Below are 15,386 nucleotides of genomic sequence, written 5' to 3' on the forward strand. Positions count from 1 at the left end.
CCAGGCATGAACAAATTCTTTAGGCTCTCCGCGCTTGCTGGTCTGTTAGTGATAACAGGCCAGGTCTTAGCGGTGGAAGATATTACCCGTGTTGATCAGCTTCCGGTTCTGAAGGAAGAGACGCAGCACGCAACGGTGAGCGAGCGCGTGACATCGCGTTTTACCCGTTCCCACTACCGCCAGTTCGATCTTGACGAGGCCTTTTCGGCCAAAATCTTCACCCGCTATCTGAACCTGCTGGACTATAGCCACAACGTACTGCTGGCCAGCGACGTGGAGCAATTCTCCGCGAAGAAAGGGCAGATTGGCGATGAGCTGCGTTCTGGCAAGCTTGATGTCTTCTATGACCTCTACAATCTGGCGCAAAAGCGTCGCTTTGAGCGCTATCAGTATGCGCTGAAGGTGCTTGAGCGTCCGATGAACTTCACCGGTACCGACACCTTTAACCTCGATCGCAGCAAAGCACCGTGGCCGAAGGATGAAGCCGAGCTCAATGCGCTTTGGGACGGTAAGGTCAAATTTGACCAACTGAGCCTGAAGCTGGCGGGCAAAGACGACAAAGAGATTCACGATACGCTGTCGCGTCGCTACAAATTTGCGATTCGTCGCCTGGCGCAGACCAACAGCGAAGATGTGTTCTCGCTGGCAATGACCTCATTCGCCCGTGAAATCGACCCGCACACTAACTACCTCTCTCCGCGTAACACCGAGCAGTTTAATACCGAAATGAGTCTGTCTCTGGAAGGTATTGGCGCGGTGCTGCAGATGGACGACGACTACACCGTGATTAACTCCATGGTGGCAGGTGGCCCAGCAGCGAAAAGCAAGGCGATTAGCGTGGGCGATCGTATCGTCGGCGTGGGCCAGGCCGGTAAAGGCATGGTGGATGTGATTGGCTGGCGTCTTGATGACGTTGTGGCGCTGATCAAAGGGCCGAAGGGCAGCAAAGTTCGTCTGGAAGTGCTTCCGGCAGGCAAAGGCTCTAAAACCCGTATCGTCACCCTGACTCGCGAGCGTATTCGTCTTGAAGACCGCGCCGTGAAAATGTCGATTAAAGGCACCGGTAAAGATAAAGTCGGTGTGCTGGATATCCCGGGTTTCTACGTTGGTCTCACCGAAGATGTGAAGGTCCAGCTGCAAAAGCTGGAAAAACAGAACGTCAGCAGCGTGATTATCGATCTGCGTAGCAACGGCGGCGGCGCGCTGACCGAGGCGGTTTCGCTCTCCGGTCTGTTCATTCCGTCCGGCCCGGTCGTGCAGGTGCGTGATAACAACGGCAAGGTGCGCGAAGATAGTGATACCGATGGCGTTGTCTATTACAAAGGCCCGCTGGTGGTGCTGGTAGACCGTTTCAGCGCCTCGGCGTCGGAAATCTTTGCCGCCGCGATGCAGGACTACGGCCGTGCGCTGATCGTCGGTGAACCGACCTTCGGTAAAGGCACCGTCCAGCAGTACCGTTCGCTGAACCGCATCTACGATCAGATGCTGCGCCCTGAATGGCCTGCGCTGGGCTCTGTCCAGTACACCATTCAGAAGTTCTACCGTATCAACGGCGGCAGTACCCAGCGTAAAGGGGTAACCCCGGACATCATGATGCCAACCGGCACGGAAGAGACCGAAACCGGTGAGAAGTTTGAAGACAACGCACTGCCGTGGGACAGCATTAATGCTGCCACCTATGTGAAGTCTGGCGACATGAAAACGTTCGAGCCGGAGCTGCTGAAGCTGCACAGCGATCGCATTGCGAAAGATCCAGAGTTCCAGTACATCGCCAAAGATATTGCCCACTTCAATGAATTGAAGGAGAAGCGCAGTATTGTCTCTCTGAACTACGCTCAGCGTGAGAAAGAGAACGAAGAGGACGATGCAACGCGTCTGGCGCGGATTAACGATCGCTACAAGCGTGAAGGCAAGCCGCCGCTGAAGAAACTGGAAGATCTGCCGAAGGACTACAAAGAGCCGGATCCATACCTTGACGAGACGGTGGACATCGCCATCGATCTGGCAAGGCTTGAGAAGGCCGCGCCGGCAGAACAGCCGGCAGCAACCAAGTAATCCCCCAACAGGCACAAGCAATTGTGCCTGTTTTTTTTATCTCTCGTATCTTCTCGTAAATCACGATGCTACAAAATGTAAAGTTGTGTCTTTCTCGTGACTTAGCCTAACGTAATCGTTGAAAATTCGCGTATTGCCCCTACGATATGGGTAATCGCATAGTGCGTTTTGTTAAAAAGAGGTTAAAAGTAAATTATGATGCGAATCGCGCTCTTCCTGATGACCAACCTGGCGGTAATGGTTGTGTTTGGGCTGGTGCTAAGCCTGACAGGAATTCAGTCGAGCAGCATGACCGGTCTGCTGATTATGGCGCTGCTATTTGGTTTCGGCGGTTCCATTGTGTCATTGATGATGTCGAAATGGATGGCACTGAAATCAGTTGGTGGTGAAGTGATTGAGCAACCGCGTACCGAACAGGAACGCTGGCTGGTAGACACCGTTGCGCGTCAGGCGCAGCAGGTGGGTATTGCTATGCCGCAGGTTGCGCTGTACCACGCGCCGGATATGAACGCCTTTGCTACCGGTGCGCGTCGTGATGCGTCGCTGGTAGCCGTGAGCACCGGTCTGCTGCAGAACATGAGCCGTGACGAAGCGGAAGCCGTTATCGCCCATGAAATCAGCCACATCGCAAACGGCGATATGGTCACCATGACTCTGATCCAGGGCATCGTGAACACCTTCGTTATCTTTATCTCTCGCGTTATCGCGCAGATTGCGGCCGGTTTCCTCGGCGGCAACCGTGATGATGGCGAAGAGAGCAGCAACGGCAACCCGCTGATTTACTTCGCGGTAGCCACGGTGCTGGAGTTGGTGTTTGGTATTCTGGCGAGCATTATCACCATGTGGTTCTCGCGCTACCGTGAATTCCACGCTGATGCGGGCTCCGCAAAGCTGGTTGGTCGTGAGAAGATGATTGCCGCGCTGCAGCGTCTGAAAACCAGCTATGAGCCACAGGAAGCCAGCAGCATGATGGCATTCTGCATCAACGGTAAATCCAAATCGCTGAGCGAAATGTTCATGACGCACCCACCGCTGGATAAGCGCATTGAAGCGCTGCGCAGCGGCGAATATATGAAGTAACAGGTTTACGTCAATAACGCTAAACGGCATCCTTGAATGCATCAGGGATGCCGTGATTTAGTCCCTTCTTCTCATCGTGTTGATGCACCGCAAGCCGTGTTAATTCACCGACATTTGATATTCAATCATGCCGCTTTTTTTCGCTACCCAGTCATAAAGACGTTGCCCGCGTAGGTTAGTCTCATGTGTGTGCCAGTACAGACGGGAGGCTCGTTGCTCGCGTGCCTGTTGCTGCACGTATTCAATCAGCTGTCTGCCAATCTGCTGACCACGGACATCCGGGTTCACGAACAAATCCTCAAGATAGCAGTAATCTTCTGTGGCCCAGGTTGAGCGGTGGAACAGGTAATGTACAAGGCCCACAGCTTTGCCGTCACATTCGGCGATGGCACAAAGCATCGGTTCGCCAGAATCTAAAAAACGACGCCATGTCTGTTGAGTCACCGCGTCAGGGATATCGACGCGATAAAACGTTTGATACTGTTTCCACAACGGCAGCCACTGCGCATAGTCGCGCTCCGTTGCTGGCCTGATGATGACCTTTGCCAAATGACTACCTGCCTTTTTATCGTTCATTAATCTTCCTTATTTTTCAAAAAAAGCCGCACCTTGATGCGGTAACGCTATGTTAGAAGAGGTTATGGTTCCTATGAAGTTCCACTTTATGTATCTTTATAGGATCCACTTTTTTGCGGTGTATTGAGATGACAAAGCCCGTCGCCCCTTTGTTCCAGGACATACTGTTACCTGGCGGCATTATTAAAGATCAGGTCTACGAGGTGCTCCGCCATGCCATTCTGGAAGGGCGTTTGGCGGCGGGGTCGAAAATACCGTCAAGCCGAGCGCTAGCTGAAATGATGGCGATTTCGCGCAACTCAGTTATTGCAGGCTTTGAACGTTTGCTGGATGAGGGCTATCTGATTGCGCGTAAAGGCGCGGGAACGTTTGTAACTGAAAGCATTCCGGACAAAACCATTGATGGGCATTATCCGGTGCAGGAATCAACGCCACCCGTATCGGCAGTCGGATCGCTCAATCCTGATATTGCGGCGCTGCGCCCCCTCTGGTCTGAAGGGCAGAAAAGTGATGGGATGAATCGCTTATTTGCCGTGGGCGTAGGCTGTACCGACCTTTTCCCTCATGATTTATGGGGGAGGCTGTTGGGACGGGTCTGGCGACAATCCCGGCACGAGCTTGGTTTGCATACGAACGCCTGTGGTTATCAACCTCTGCGCCGCGCGATTAATCATTATATCCAGACCACTCGCGGCGTTAACTGCGATGAGAGCCAGATAATCATCGTCAATGGCATCCAGCAGGCGCTGAATGTCACCGCCCGGGCGTTGCTGCCTAAAGGTAGCGAAGTGTGGGTAGACGATCCCGGTTATGATGGCGCCCGAGGCGCCTTCACCTCTACAGGAGCGATTGTCAGGCCGGTCAGGGTCGACGACCGGGGGATGGATATTCATGATGGGATACAGCACTTCCCCAATGCAAAACTGGTCTACACCGCGCCGTCACACCAGTTTCCATTGAGCGGGACGCTCAGCCTTTCCCGACGGTTAGCGCTGCTGGAGTGGGCGGAATCCCGGCAGGCGTGGATCTTTGAAGATGACTATAACAGTGAGTTTCGCTATGCCGCTCGCTCATTGCAGGCGTTGCAGGGGCTGGATAAATATCATCGGGTTATTTATTCCGGAACGTTTTCCAAAATGATGTATCCGGAATTTCGGCTGGGCTTTTTGGTCGTACCGCCGGATCTACGTGAGCAGTTTATGATGACCAAGTATTTCTCCGATCTCTGTACCGGCTATCTGGAGCAGGCCGTGCTGGCGCGTTTTATTGCCGAAGGCCATTACGCCAGCCATGTTCGCCGGGTGCGTAAAGCGTGCTATGAGCGTAAGAGCGCATTAGCAGCGGCGATAGCCGCTTATTTGCCGGGCAAAATGGTGGTACATCCGTCCGACTCAGGGATCCATATGGTGTGTTGGTTGGCCGACGGACTCACGGGGAAGGAGGTGGAAATGAAAGCCAGCCAGCTGGGTATGGGGATTCAATCCTTTGAACGCTATTGCCAGCGTCCAATGGCCCGAGAAGGTATTTTGCTTGGCTTTGCCAATCATTCCCCGAAGGTCTTGCAAGAGGGCATTCGTCGATTGGCCAGCGCGATTTGAACGCGCTTAAAAGTTAGGGGACTCTTACGTCAAAATCGCCCGGACAAGATTCGATTCTTAACACCGGGCGATGGCGATATGACAATACCGGCTTTTAGCTTTGCGCGCGTGGCTGGGTGACGCGCAGCCCGCTGAACAGCGTAGCGACAACCGCCAGCGTACCGGCTAGCAGCAGCGACACATGGGTACCGCCATTGCCGAAGGCATTAAACATCAGCGCGACCAGAGCAGCACCGGTACTTTGCCCCAGCAGGCGTGCCGTACCGAGCATCCCGCTGGCACCGCCGCTGCGATTACGCGGCGCAGAGGCAATAATGGTGTGGTTGTTTGGTGACTGGAACAGCCCGAAGCCTGCGCCGCACAGCAGCATACGCCAGATAATATCGATATCGCTCGGTGACGATGGCAGCAGCGCTAGCCCAAACAGGCCGCAGGCCATAATCGCCATGCCCAGCGCGCCCAGCAGGCCCGCGTGAACGCGTTCGATAAGATACCCTGCCAATGGGGCCATTACCATGGTCGCCAGCGGCCACGGCGTCAGCAGTAAGCCGGTCTCTACTTCGGTACGGCCGACCACTGACTGCAGGAAGAACGGCAGCGATACCATTGCCAGCATCTGCGCGCAGAAAGAGCAAATAGATGTGCAGATAGAGAGTGAGAACAGCGGAATACGCAGCAGATCGACCGGTAGCAGCGGCACCGGTAACTGCAATTGGCGACGCACGAAGAAGAAACCAATCACCAGCAGCCCAACGATTTCCAGCAGCACCACTTCGGTAGACTGCCCCTGAGCGAAACTGCTCAGTGCGGTGATAAGCAGACCGAAGGTCAGGGCGTTCATCACCGCGCTTGGCAGGTCGAAACGCTGTGACTGGCTGCGGGTGCCGTTCGACGGCAGGAAGCGCACGGCCAGCAGCCAGGCAATAATCCCCAGCGGCACGTTAATAAAGAACAGCCACTGCCAGGAAGCCAGTGACAAAATGGCCGCGGCGATCGTTGGCCCGGCAGCTGACGACACTGCCACCACAAAGGAGTTGATACCCATCCCGCGTCCCAGTTGACGCTGTGGGTAAATCAGACGGATCAGCGCCGTGTTGACGCTCATCAGCGCTGCGCCCCCAAACCCTTGCAGAATACGCGCCAGCGTCAGCATCTCGAGCGAGTTAGAGAAGGCGCAGAACAATGAGGCGAGGGTGAAGACCACCAGGCCCGCTTTATAAATGCGGTGGTAGCCAATCATGTCGCCAAGGAAGGAGAGGGAGAGCAGGGAGATAACAATGGCAATCTGGTAGGCATTGACTATCCAGATGGAAGACGCCGGGGAGGCGTTCAGGTCGGTAGCGATGGTGGGCAGCGCAACGTTGGCAATGGCACCGTCGAGAACGGCCATCGTAATGCCGATAACAATAGTCAGAATGGCGCCATAGCGTTGGGGGGTCGGCAGACCATCGATCAGGTTTCGAGTCATGTTAGAAACTTGTTTTTGTGTGAATTATTAACCAGAGAATGATTCTAGCATTGATTATTCGACCTAATGTCGCAGATTTGTAACCAGGTCACAGAAGTTTCATTGCTACAGACGCTTTGCGAAATTATAATAAAAACCGGTTCTAATTTTTATAAAACAGTTGCGATGAGGTGATAAATGTCAGCAACGGATTTGGACAAACAACCAGATTCTGTCTCTTCGGTACTCAAGGTTTTTGGTATCCTGCAGGCACTTGGCGAAGAACGCGAAATTGGTATTACTGAACTGTCGCAACGCGTCATGATGTCGAAAAGCACCGTTTATCGCTTTTTGCAAACCATGAAGTCATTGGGATACGTTGCCCAGGAAGGGGAATCCGAAAAGTATTCACTCACGCTGAAGCTGTTTGAGCTGGGTGCTCGTGCCCTGCAAAACGTTGATTTGATCCGCAGTGCGGATATCCAGATGCGTGAGCTCTCTCGCCTGACGAAAGAGACCATTCACCTGGGTGCGCTGGATGAAGACAGCATTGTTTACATCCACAAAATCGACTCGATGTATAACCTGCGTATGTACTCCCGTGTGGGTCGTCGTAACCCGCTGTACAGCACCGCGATCGGTAAAGTACTGCTGGCCTGGCGCGACCCGGCAGAGGTTCGTCAGATCCTCGAAGGCGTTGAGTATAAGTGCAGCACCGAGCGTACGATTGCCAACACTGATGAGCTGATTACCGTTCTCGAGCAGGTCCGTAAACAGGGCTGGGGCGAAGATAACGAAGAACAGGAAGAAGGTTTGCGCTGTATCGGTGTACCGGTATTTGACCGCTTTGGCGTGGTTATCGCCGGTTTGAGTATCTCCTTCCCAACGCTGCGCTTCTCTGAAGAACGCCTGCATGAGTATGTTGAGATGCTGCATACCGCAGCGCGTAAGATTTCAGAACAGATGGGTTATAACGACTACCCGTTCTGAGTCAGCGATAAAAAAGCCCGGTGCTGGACTGCACAGGGCTTTTTTTTATCCATTTTTAACCGTTATCCACCACGCTCGTGCTCTTACGCAGCAGTGGGCAGCTGGAACGCCCCACCACGCCGTTGTCGCTGTGAAGATAAAATGCGGTGCTATAGCCCTGTGCGGTCAGATACTTACATTGCAAGCCCAGACCGCCAGCCGTCTTCTGACTCCCTGCCAATACGCCGTACCCGCTCAGAAGCACCCCGATGGCGACGATAACCAGAAAAACGATAGTTCTGATAAACAGGCGCATAAAAATTCCTCTTCTATTATATCTTTCATGAATACTACGTTACTGCAATAACGGATTGACACAAGTCTATGATTCCTAAAAGCGTGAGATGCCGTTACAGTTAGCCGCGGTTTAAGGTTAGCATGCTAACCTCGCTACATCTGAATAAGAATTCATGCGGAGAGTTGAGTGAAAAAGTTTCGGTGGGTATTACTGATACTCGTGATTGCCGCCTGCCTGCTGCTCTGGACCCAGATGATCAACGTAATGTGCGATCAGGATGTTCAGTTTTTCAGCGGCATATGCAGCATTAACAGGTATATACCCTGGTAAAACATTTTTGCCGGCAGCGATTTCCTTCCGTAATGTGAGTGGTAGAATGGATCGTTCTTTTTGAGGTGGTAAAATGAGTGATCTTGTAAGTTCTGGGGCATTAAATCTGGTATCTCTGGCATTTTCCTTCTTGCTGCTGTTAGTCGGTCTGGTGTTGTGGTTCTTTGTGAATCGCGCCAGTTCCCGTGCTAACGAGCAAATCGAACTCCTTGAATCGCTGCTCGACCTGCAAAAGCGCCAGAATGCGCTGCTGCGTCGTTTATGCGAAGCCAATGAGCCGGACGCGAAGGAAGAAGAGGCACCAAAAGCAAAAGCAGAAGACGTTAAAGAAGAAGACAAAGAAGATTTTATCCGTCTGGTGGCGGAACGATAACCTCTTTGTATGCTAACGCCGGGCAGCCTGTTCTGGGCTGCCGGACACCGCACGATGCACTTTTCTGGTGCTCATATTCCCTGAAAGCCTAATTGATATGCGTTACGCGACGAGATATTCACTTTGCGCAACTGGCGCGTTGCGTGGCGATATTCGCGCTCACGTATCGGTATAATCTATAACGTTATGTTATTGTTATTGATAAATCATTCCTAGGTTCTATTTATCACACCTTAATATTATTGTTCGTATTAACATTGTACGAACTGGACAATTAATCGCCCATTTGGCGAAGCATAATCCAGAGAGCAATAGCGAAACGTTTTTATTGCATTGTGATGAAGCAATGTCACGAAAGTTTCATTATTTTGGTGCAATATAGTCCACGATGTTAATCGCCAGGACCGTGCTGGATAACCGCACTCATGTGAAGTACTTATAACCGGTTAGCCGAACGGCATGCGAAAATGTTATAGCGAAAATAATCTAACGATATAAAAATTTTTTGAGGCGATAAGGATATTCTGGACGCTGAAAAAATGTTGGTCTATGTTAAAAATGTCTTACGTTACCGTAAGCTAGGTCACATTTTAGATCTGCTAACATTCATTCAACGAAACGTTTTGTTGGGGAAAAATTCACCCCGTGTGGAAGGATTTGTTGGGATTTGTGCGGCCGATCGAGACACCTTTAAAAATGGCTTGCCATTATTATCGTTGTATGTGATAACACGTTTTGGGTTAAACGAGGTACAGTTCTGTTTATGTATGGCATTATCAGTAAAGAAGTTCTGAGTAAACACGTTGACGTTGAATACCGCTTCTCTGCCGAACCTTATATTAGTGCCTCATGCAGTCATGTCTCAGTTTTATCTATGAAAACGCCTGCGGGCGCAGAAAACACTCTAAGGAATTTTGCAAATGGCAAAGATTAAAGGTCAAGTTAAGTGGTTCAACGAGTCTAAAGGTTTTGGCTTCATTACTCCTGCTGACGGCAGCAAAGATGTATTCGTACATTTCTCTGCAATCCAGGGTAACGGCTTCAAAACTCTGGCTGAAGGCCAGAACGTTGAGTTCGAAATTCAGGACGGCCAGAAAGGCCCAGCGGCTGTTAACGTAACCGCTATCTGATTCGACAATCACTGATCTTGCAGCGCGTCAGCGTAACATTATCAGACATAAAGCCTCGCTAATGCGGGGCTTTATCATTTCTATGCCTGCCGCTTTTAACCGCCGCTTCGCCTTTCTCCCTCGCTCGAATAGCGGTACACTTTCGCCCTTTGAAATAGAGCCGGAGTTACTATGTCCTACAGTTGTCCGCTTTGCCACGCGCCGTTAACGCGCAGCGGCAATAGTTATCTTTGCCCGCAGCGTCACCAGTTTGATCGGGCGAAAGAGGGCTACGTCAATCTCCTGCCGGTACAGCACAAACGATCTCGTGATCCGGGCGATAGCGCAGAGATGATGCAGGCGCGGCGCGCGTTTCTCGATGCCGGACACTATCAGCCGCTGCGCGACGCCGTGAGTGTGAAGCTACATGCCATTACGCCTGAACATCTGTTAGATATCGGCTGTGGGGAAGGGTACTACACCCACGCTTTTGCCGCCGAGGCGCAGGCAACATGGGGACTGGACGTGTCGAAAACCGCCATTCGCTACGGCGCAAAGCGCTATCCGCAGGTGGATTTCTGCGTTGCCTCCAGCCAGCGTTTGCCGTTTGCTGATGCCAGCATGGACGCCGTCGTGCGGATCTACGCGCCGTGTAATCCGCAAGAGTTGAAACGCGTGGTGAAACCGGGCGGTTGGGTAATAACCGTTACGCCGGGGCCGCGTCATCTGGTTGAGCTGAAAGGGCTTATCTATAACGAAGTGCAGCTGCATGCGCCACATTCTGAAGTGCTGGACGGGTTTAGCCTGCAAAGTCACGACGCGTTAGCCTATCCGATGCAGTTGACCGGTCAGGAAGCGGTGACGTTATTACAGATGACGCCGTTTGCGTGGCGGGCGAAGCCGGAAGTGTGGGAGACGTTAGCGCAGCGGGTGCAGTTTGCTTGCCAGACGGATTTCGCGATTCACGCCTGGCAAAGAGATGCGGATTAACCCATATAGTGGGCGTAGAGGATTTGCGCGCCGATAGCGATCAGCACGATCCCACCCAGAATTTCAGCCCGTTTGCCGAGCAGCGGGCCGATAAAGCGACCGACCATCATACCAAGAGTTGACATCACAAAGGTGGCGCAGCCGATGGCAAATGCGGTGGCGAGAATATTGACTTGCAGGAAGGCCAGGCCAACGCCCACGGCCATCGCGTCCAGGCTGGTGGCAATTGCGGTGGTGACCAGCAGCCAGAAGCCGTGACGACGAGGTGTTTCTGCTTCTTCATCATCATCCGTACCGCGGATCCCTTCCAGTACCATACGTCCGCCGAGGAACACCAGCAGGACGAATGCTACCCAGTGGCTCCACTCCATGACGAACTGGCTTGCCAGCATACCGAGACCCCAGCCAATAAGCGGAGTAAGCATCTCAATGACGCCAAAAATCAGGCCAGTACGCAGGGCTTCAGAGAATTTCGGTTTGTGCAGCGTAGCCCCCTTACCAATTGATGCAGCGAAGGCATCCATTGACATACCAAGGGCAAGAAGAATAGTGGCGGTTAAGTTCATGCGAAGGTCCAGACCGGGCAGTTTCCATACGACACATTCCTGCCCCCAGTAATCAGCAGTAATGCGTCTATGGTCTCGCTTGATTACGATGTAATCCGTACGCACCACGTTTTTCAACGAGTATGTTGACACGTACATTTCCATTTGATGGAAATTAGCTACTCCCCAACGACGGGCGCAACCTTAACATATTTTTAGAATATAAAACAACTCTAAGGCTTGCTTATTTAATCGTTTAATGATAACGATTTTCATTTAGATTTATTGCGTAATCAGAAGGTTAACAAATATGAAGGGAATGTGCGGAATAAACATAGCCAACGCTATAACTTAACTGCCTGAAAATAGCACAGATATAGCGATGGCTATATTTTAACTCATTGAGAATTAACGAGAAGTTTGTAGATCTTCTCCAGGTCATCAATATTCTTAACACGGACAAGAAGACGACGCTGTTCTAATTGCATCACCAGTACACCATCTTCCGATAAATTCATTTTTTGAATTCGGCTGTATTTAATCCAGGCATTTGCGAAGAAGAAACCTTCCGATTTAAAGATAATTTTCGGACTGCGGATCCAGAATAGATAAAAACCGGTCAGCGCCAGTGCACATAATAACCATGTGGTAATTAATGCGCCGTGGCTGGTCACATTGTTGTACACCAGGATAACGATCAACGCGACGAAGATAACGCTATCGACGCGGCCGGGGCGCAAGAGCGGGACGGATAGCAGGGTGGTGCCATGACGGCGGGGCATGATGAACTGGTCGTAGATGGCAAATGCCAGCATTGCCACAATAAAGAGAACCAGTACCAGATCCGTTAATGTCATTCAGCCTCCAGATAAAAAAAAACCGGGGGCAAGAGCCCCCGGCATACTACAGATATTACAGACCCAGCAGGCCGATTGCGTAGCCTACGATACCGATGACGAAGAAGCCAACGATGATCCACAGGGCGTTAACTTTCTTACGCAGCAGCCACATACAGGCGAAGGTCAGCAGCAGCGGTACCAGGCCCGGCATCAGCTGGTCCAGGATGGTCTGCACGGTGGTGACACGAGTCTGACCATCCTGACCAGTGATGGTTGAAACCACCAACGGGATGTTCACGTGCGTCCACTTGTTAACCAGGGCCCCCATGACAAACAGGCCGAGGATTGACGCCCCCTCAGTCAGTTTCTGCAGGAAGCCGCCGCCCATATCGGAAACGATATCGATACCTTTACGGTAACCGTAAGCGACGCCGTAGTAACGGGTTGCCAGACGGACCAGGTTGAACAGGATAAAGAACAGCAGTGGCCCAAGCAGGCTGCCGCTCATCGCGATACCGGCACCCAGTGCGGCGAATACCGGACGTACGGTACCCCAGAAGATTGGGTCACCCACGCCTGCCAGCGGCCCCATCAGACCTACTTTGATACCGTTGATAGCACCATCGTCGATCTCTGCGCCATTAGCACGCTGTTCTTCCATTGCCAGCGTTACGCCCAGTACCGGTGCCGCTACGTATGGATGGGTGTTAAAGAATTCCAGGTGACGCTTGATGGCTTGCTTACGCTCATCGTTGTTCTCTGGGTACAGGCGACGAATCGCTGGAACCATAGAGAAGCAGAAGCCCAGCGCCTGCATACGTTCGAAGTTCCATGAACCCTGGAACAGGTTAGAACGAAGGAACACGCCACGAATATCACCCGGAGTGAGTTTTTTCTCGGTGGTGGTAGTTTTAGTCATATCAACCATTTCGCTCACCTGTTAGTCCAGTTCGTTATCAAGATCGTTAGAGCCAGCCGCTTGAGCAGGGGCACCTGCCACGCGATTATATTTCGGGCTCAGCTGAATGTAGAGGATGGCCATAACTGCGCCAATCACACCCAGAGCAACCAGGTTGAAGTTTGTAAATGCTGCAGTCACGAAGCCGAGGTAGAAGAACGGCATCAGGTAGCCTGCACGCATCATGTTGATGACCATTGCATAACCTACTACCACGATCATACCACCGGCAATGTTCAGACCGCTGGTGACCACTTCAGGAATCGCGTTCAGCATGCCCTGAACTTCGCTGGTACCGACGGATACCGCAACGATGACCGCTGGGATAGCAATACGCATCGCCTGCAGGAACAGGGAGGAGACGTGAATCCAGGACAGCGCCGTCAGGTTACCGCTTTCCGCTGCTTTATCTGCTGCGTGCTGGAAGGCAACGGTAATGGTACGAACGATAATAGTCAGAACCTGGCCTGCTGCTGCCAGCGGGATAGCCAGGGCGATACCTGCGCCGATGCCCTGATGGCCGGCAATAACCAGAATGGTGGAAATAATGGAAGCCAGTGCGGCATCAGGTGCAACCGCAGCACCGATGTTCATCCAACCCAGCGCGATCATTTCCAGGGTACCACCGATGATGATACCGGTTTTCATGTCCCCGAGTACGATACCGACCAGGGTACAAGCGACCAGCGGACGGTGGAACTGAAATTCATCGAGTATTGATTCCATACCCGCAATACATGCGACGATGAACACCAGCACAATCTGAAGAGTGGTAATCTCCATTGTACTTCTCCTATTGCTTATACAGACTTAAGTGTGAAGGCTAAAAACGTTGCCTAAGCGGTTATTTACCCACTTTGGCAATCAGATCCATCATTTTCAGTTTCTGGTCGGTGGAAACCTTACGGACTTCCAGTTCGATACCGCGGGCATCCAGTTTTTTGAAGGCCTCGATATCTTTTTCATCGACGGAAACTGCGTTGTTAACCTGCGTTTTACCCTGACGGAACGCCATACCGCCAACGTTAACAGAGGTCACTTTCACACCACCTTCCACGATACGTTCAACGTCGGTTGGGTTGGTGAACAGCAGCATCACACGATCGCCCGCATATTTCGGGTTGTTGTAGACGCGGATCATTTTGGCAACATCGACAACGTGTGCCGTTACGCCAGGAGGAGCAACCTGAGTCAGCAGGGTTTTGCGCACGGTATCGGCGGCAACTTCATCGCTGACCACAATGATGCGGGTGACGTTAGTCTCTTTGGTCCAACGGGTCGCAACCTGACCGTGAATCAGACGGTCATCGATACGCACCAGACCGATAGTCATGTAGTCGTTCGGGCCCATTGGTTTCGCCGGAGCGGCAGCTTTCGGTGCTGCAGGTGCAGCTTTCGGCGCCGCTTTTTCGACGGGTTTGGCTTTCAGCGCTTTTACGCCTTCGCTACCGGTTTCCACCGCCAGCGCCACCAGCTCGTCAAAGCTTGGGTTATCGTCACGCGCCATGAAGGTTTCGACCAGCATCGGTACGTTGACACCCGCGATCACTTCATAGTTTTCTTTATCGACAACAATGCGGCTTGCCGCGTTGAATGGGCTGCCGCCCCAGGTGTCAACAAGGAACAACACGCCTTTGCTGGTATCAAGCTTCGCCAGCTGCGCGTTGTATTTTTCGATTAACGTGTCTGCATTCTCGCCAGGCACGAAGTCGATCCAGCCAACATTGTCCTGCTCGCCCAACAGCATTTCTGCCGTTTTCAGCAGTTGTTCTGCTGCCCAACCATGTGTGCCTATTACAATAGCAATCGTCACTTGCTACCTCCTTTATTATCGTGTGTATCAGTAGGGCTGATACATTCTCTTGAGTCGAAACGGTAACCGAATCGATTCAGACAAGGGTTAGAGACCAAAAATTTAATAACTACCGAGAATTATTTTAGACAGTGAAAGAATAATTAATGTGATGAAGATCCGTAATTTAGTTAAAGAGTCGCAATTATTTTGTGGTGCAAAAAATTACCTTACATTTTGCAAAGACTCGTAAATCTCTGCCAAAATGTCATTTGTTTTTGCTATGTTAATGCTTCGTTTAATCACACAGGAGTATAGGGCATCAGCCCGTAGTATGGATCGTCACCGACGCCTTTTCGCACTCGTTCGCTTTTGCGACGCATCTCCCGGCCTTTTGCGCCACGCTTTTCTATCGTCTGGTATCGTC

Annotated in this window: 16 protein-coding genes, 1 pseudogene and 1 riboswitch; of the genes and pseudogenes, 9 read left to right on the plus strand and 8 right to left on the minus strand. The window is 51.8% G+C overall.

Features of this window, described 5'->3' with window-relative positions:
• The first annotated feature begins 6 nt into the window (after window positions 1–6).
• Window positions 7–2,055: a carboxy terminal-processing peptidase gene (gene prc, locus HII27_RS09395; RefSeq protein WP_185667647.1), complete on the plus strand. Its 2,049-nt coding sequence runs from the start codon at window positions 7–9 to the stop codon at window positions 2,053–2,055.
• Between the two features lie 195 nt (window positions 2,056–2,250).
• A complete protein-coding gene (gene htpX / locus HII27_RS09400) occupies window positions 2,251–3,135 on the plus strand; it encodes a protease HtpX (protein ID WP_035891656.1) in 885 nt (294 codons plus the stop codon).
• Window positions 3,136–3,234: 99 nt separating this feature from the next.
• Here the strand turns inward: htpX and HII27_RS09405 are convergent, their stop codons facing one another.
• Window positions 3,235–3,711 (minus strand): GNAT family N-acetyltransferase, encoded by a 477-nt coding sequence (locus tag HII27_RS09405; RefSeq protein ID WP_185667648.1) that lies wholly within the window; start codon window positions 3,709–3,711, stop codon window positions 3,235–3,237.
• Window positions 3,712–3,839: 128 nt separating this feature from the next.
• Between HII27_RS09405 and pdxR the strand changes: the two genes are divergently transcribed.
• Complete coding sequence (pdxR, locus tag HII27_RS09410; protein ID WP_185667649.1) at window positions 3,840–5,309, plus strand: MocR-like pyridoxine biosynthesis transcription factor PdxR; 1,470 nt, start codon at window positions 3,840–3,842, stop codon at window positions 5,307–5,309.
• Window positions 5,310–5,403: 94 nt separating this feature from the next.
• On the opposite strand, the gene HII27_RS09415 is transcribed toward pdxR, so the two are convergent.
• Complete coding sequence (locus HII27_RS09415) at window positions 5,404–6,777, minus strand: MFS transporter (protein ID WP_185667650.1); 1,374 nt, start codon at window positions 6,775–6,777, stop codon at window positions 5,404–5,406.
• Window positions 6,778–6,954: 177 nt separating this feature from the next.
• Here HII27_RS09415 and kdgR point away from each other — a divergent pair, with 177 nt between their 5' ends.
• On the plus strand, window positions 6,955–7,746 hold the full coding sequence (gene kdgR, locus HII27_RS09420) for a DNA-binding transcriptional regulator KdgR (protein WP_185667651.1): 792 nt from the start codon (window positions 6,955–6,957) through the stop codon (window positions 7,744–7,746).
• Window positions 7,747–7,801: 55 nt separating this feature from the next.
• Here kdgR and HII27_RS09425 read toward each other — a convergent pair whose 3' ends face one another.
• Window positions 7,802–8,041, minus strand: a complete 240-nt coding sequence (locus HII27_RS09425; protein WP_185667652.1) for a YobH family protein — start codon at window positions 8,039–8,041, stop codon at window positions 7,802–7,804.
• Between the two features lie 168 nt (window positions 8,042–8,209).
• On the opposite strand from HII27_RS09425, the gene mgrB reads away from it, so the two are divergent.
• The 5 genes and pseudogenes from mgrB to rlmA all read left to right on the plus strand — a co-directional run bounded on the left by mgrB (window position 8,210) and on the right by rlmA (window position 10,825).
• Window positions 8,210–8,353, plus strand: coding sequence for a PhoP/PhoQ regulator MgrB (gene mgrB, locus HII27_RS09430; RefSeq protein WP_185667653.1), 144 nt, complete (start codon window positions 8,210–8,212; stop codon window positions 8,351–8,353).
• Window positions 8,354–8,426: 73 nt separating this feature from the next.
• Window positions 8,427–8,726 (plus strand): YebO family protein, encoded by a 300-nt coding sequence (locus tag HII27_RS09435; RefSeq protein WP_185667654.1) that lies wholly within the window; start codon window positions 8,427–8,429, stop codon window positions 8,724–8,726.
• Window positions 8,727–9,489: 763 nt separating this feature from the next.
• Window positions 9,490–9,634 (plus strand): annotated as a pseudogene (locus HII27_RS09440) (DUF2627 domain-containing protein).
• A 12-nt stretch (window positions 9,635–9,646) separates the two neighbouring features.
• A complete protein-coding gene (gene cspE, locus HII27_RS09445) occupies window positions 9,647–9,856 on the plus strand; it encodes a transcription antiterminator/RNA stability regulator CspE (protein ID WP_001062678.1) in 210 nt (69 codons plus the stop codon).
• Window positions 9,857–10,027: 171 nt separating this feature from the next.
• Entirely contained in the window at window positions 10,028–10,825 is a 798-nt protein-coding gene (gene rlmA / locus HII27_RS09450; protein ID WP_185667655.1) for a 23S rRNA (guanine(745)-N(1))-methyltransferase, read from the plus strand.
• On the opposite strand, the gene mntP is transcribed toward rlmA, so the two are convergent.
• The 5 genes from mntP to manX all read right to left on the minus strand — a co-directional run bounded on the left by mntP (window position 10,822) and on the right by manX (window position 14,980).
• Window positions 10,822–11,391 carry a manganese efflux pump MntP gene (gene mntP / locus HII27_RS09455; RefSeq protein ID WP_185667656.1) on the minus strand — a complete coding sequence of 190 codons (570 nt, stop codon included), beginning with the start codon at window positions 11,389–11,391 and terminating at the stop codon, window positions 10,822–10,824. The two genes, rlmA and mntP, sit on opposite strands and share 4 nt — an antisense overlap.
• A 3-nt stretch (window positions 11,392–11,394) precedes the next feature.
• A riboswitch (yybP-ykoY riboswitch) is annotated at window positions 11,395–11,570 on the minus strand.
• Window positions 11,571–11,768: 198 nt separating this feature from the next.
• Window positions 11,769–12,227, minus strand: coding sequence for a DUF986 family protein (locus tag HII27_RS09460; RefSeq protein WP_185667657.1), 459 nt, complete (start codon window positions 12,225–12,227; stop codon window positions 11,769–11,771).
• Window positions 12,228–12,282: 55 nt separating this feature from the next.
• Complete coding sequence (locus tag HII27_RS09465) at window positions 12,283–13,137, minus strand: PTS mannose transporter subunit IID (RefSeq protein WP_185667658.1); 855 nt, start codon at window positions 13,135–13,137, stop codon at window positions 12,283–12,285.
• 12 nt (window positions 13,138–13,149) lie between these two features.
• On the minus strand, window positions 13,150–13,950 hold the full coding sequence (gene manY, locus HII27_RS09470) for a PTS mannose transporter subunit IIC (RefSeq protein ID WP_185667659.1): 801 nt from the start codon (window positions 13,948–13,950) through the stop codon (window positions 13,150–13,152).
• A 61-nt stretch (window positions 13,951–14,011) separates the two neighbouring features.
• Window positions 14,012–14,980, minus strand: coding sequence for a PTS mannose transporter subunit IIAB (manX, locus tag HII27_RS09475; RefSeq protein ID WP_185667660.1), 969 nt, complete (start codon window positions 14,978–14,980; stop codon window positions 14,012–14,014).
• Window positions 14,981–15,386: the final 406 nt, after the last annotated feature.

Source organism: Kluyvera sichuanensis (genome assembly GCF_014218705.1).
Classification (GTDB): Bacteria; Pseudomonadota; Gammaproteobacteria; order Enterobacterales; family Enterobacteriaceae; genus Kluyvera; species Kluyvera sichuanensis.

Excerpts from the sequence above, each read along its gene's own strand:
- prc (WP_185667647.1), top strand. The coding sequence starts at position 7 with ATGAACAAATTCTTTAGGCTCTCCGCGCTTGCTGGTCTGTTAGTGATA.
- htpX (WP_035891656.1), top strand. The coding sequence starts at position 2,251 with ATGATGCGAATCGCGCTCTTCCTGATGACCAACCTGGCGGTAATGGTT.
- HII27_RS09405 (WP_185667648.1), bottom strand. The coding sequence starts at position 3,711 with ATGAACGATAAAAAGGCAGGTAGTCATTTGGCAAAGGTCATCATCAGG.
- pdxR (WP_185667649.1), top strand. The coding sequence starts at position 3,840 with ATGACAAAGCCCGTCGCCCCTTTGTTCCAGGACATACTGTTACCTGGC.
- HII27_RS09415 (WP_185667650.1), bottom strand. The coding sequence starts at position 6,777 with ATGACTCGAAACCTGATCGATGGTCTGCCGACCCCCCAACGCTATGGC.
- kdgR (WP_185667651.1), top strand. The coding sequence starts at position 6,955 with ATGTCAGCAACGGATTTGGACAAACAACCAGATTCTGTCTCTTCGGTA.
- HII27_RS09425 (WP_185667652.1), bottom strand. The coding sequence starts at position 8,041 with ATGCGCCTGTTTATCAGAACTATCGTTTTTCTGGTTATCGTCGCCATC.
- HII27_RS09435 (WP_185667654.1), top strand. The coding sequence starts at position 8,427 with ATGAGTGATCTTGTAAGTTCTGGGGCATTAAATCTGGTATCTCTGGCA.
- cspE (WP_001062678.1), top strand. The coding sequence starts at position 9,647 with ATGGCAAAGATTAAAGGTCAAGTTAAGTGGTTCAACGAGTCTAAAGGT.
- rlmA (WP_185667655.1), top strand. The coding sequence starts at position 10,028 with ATGTCCTACAGTTGTCCGCTTTGCCACGCGCCGTTAACGCGCAGCGGC.
- mntP (WP_185667656.1), bottom strand. The coding sequence starts at position 11,391 with ATGAACTTAACCGCCACTATTCTTCTTGCCCTTGGTATGTCAATGGAT.
- HII27_RS09460 (WP_185667657.1), bottom strand. The coding sequence starts at position 12,227 with ATGACATTAACGGATCTGGTACTGGTTCTCTTTATTGTGGCAATGCTG.
- HII27_RS09465 (WP_185667658.1), bottom strand. The coding sequence starts at position 13,137 with ATGGTTGATATGACTAAAACTACCACCACCGAGAAAAAACTCACTCCG.
- manY (WP_185667659.1), bottom strand. The coding sequence starts at position 13,950 with ATGGAGATTACCACTCTTCAGATTGTGCTGGTGTTCATCGTCGCATGT.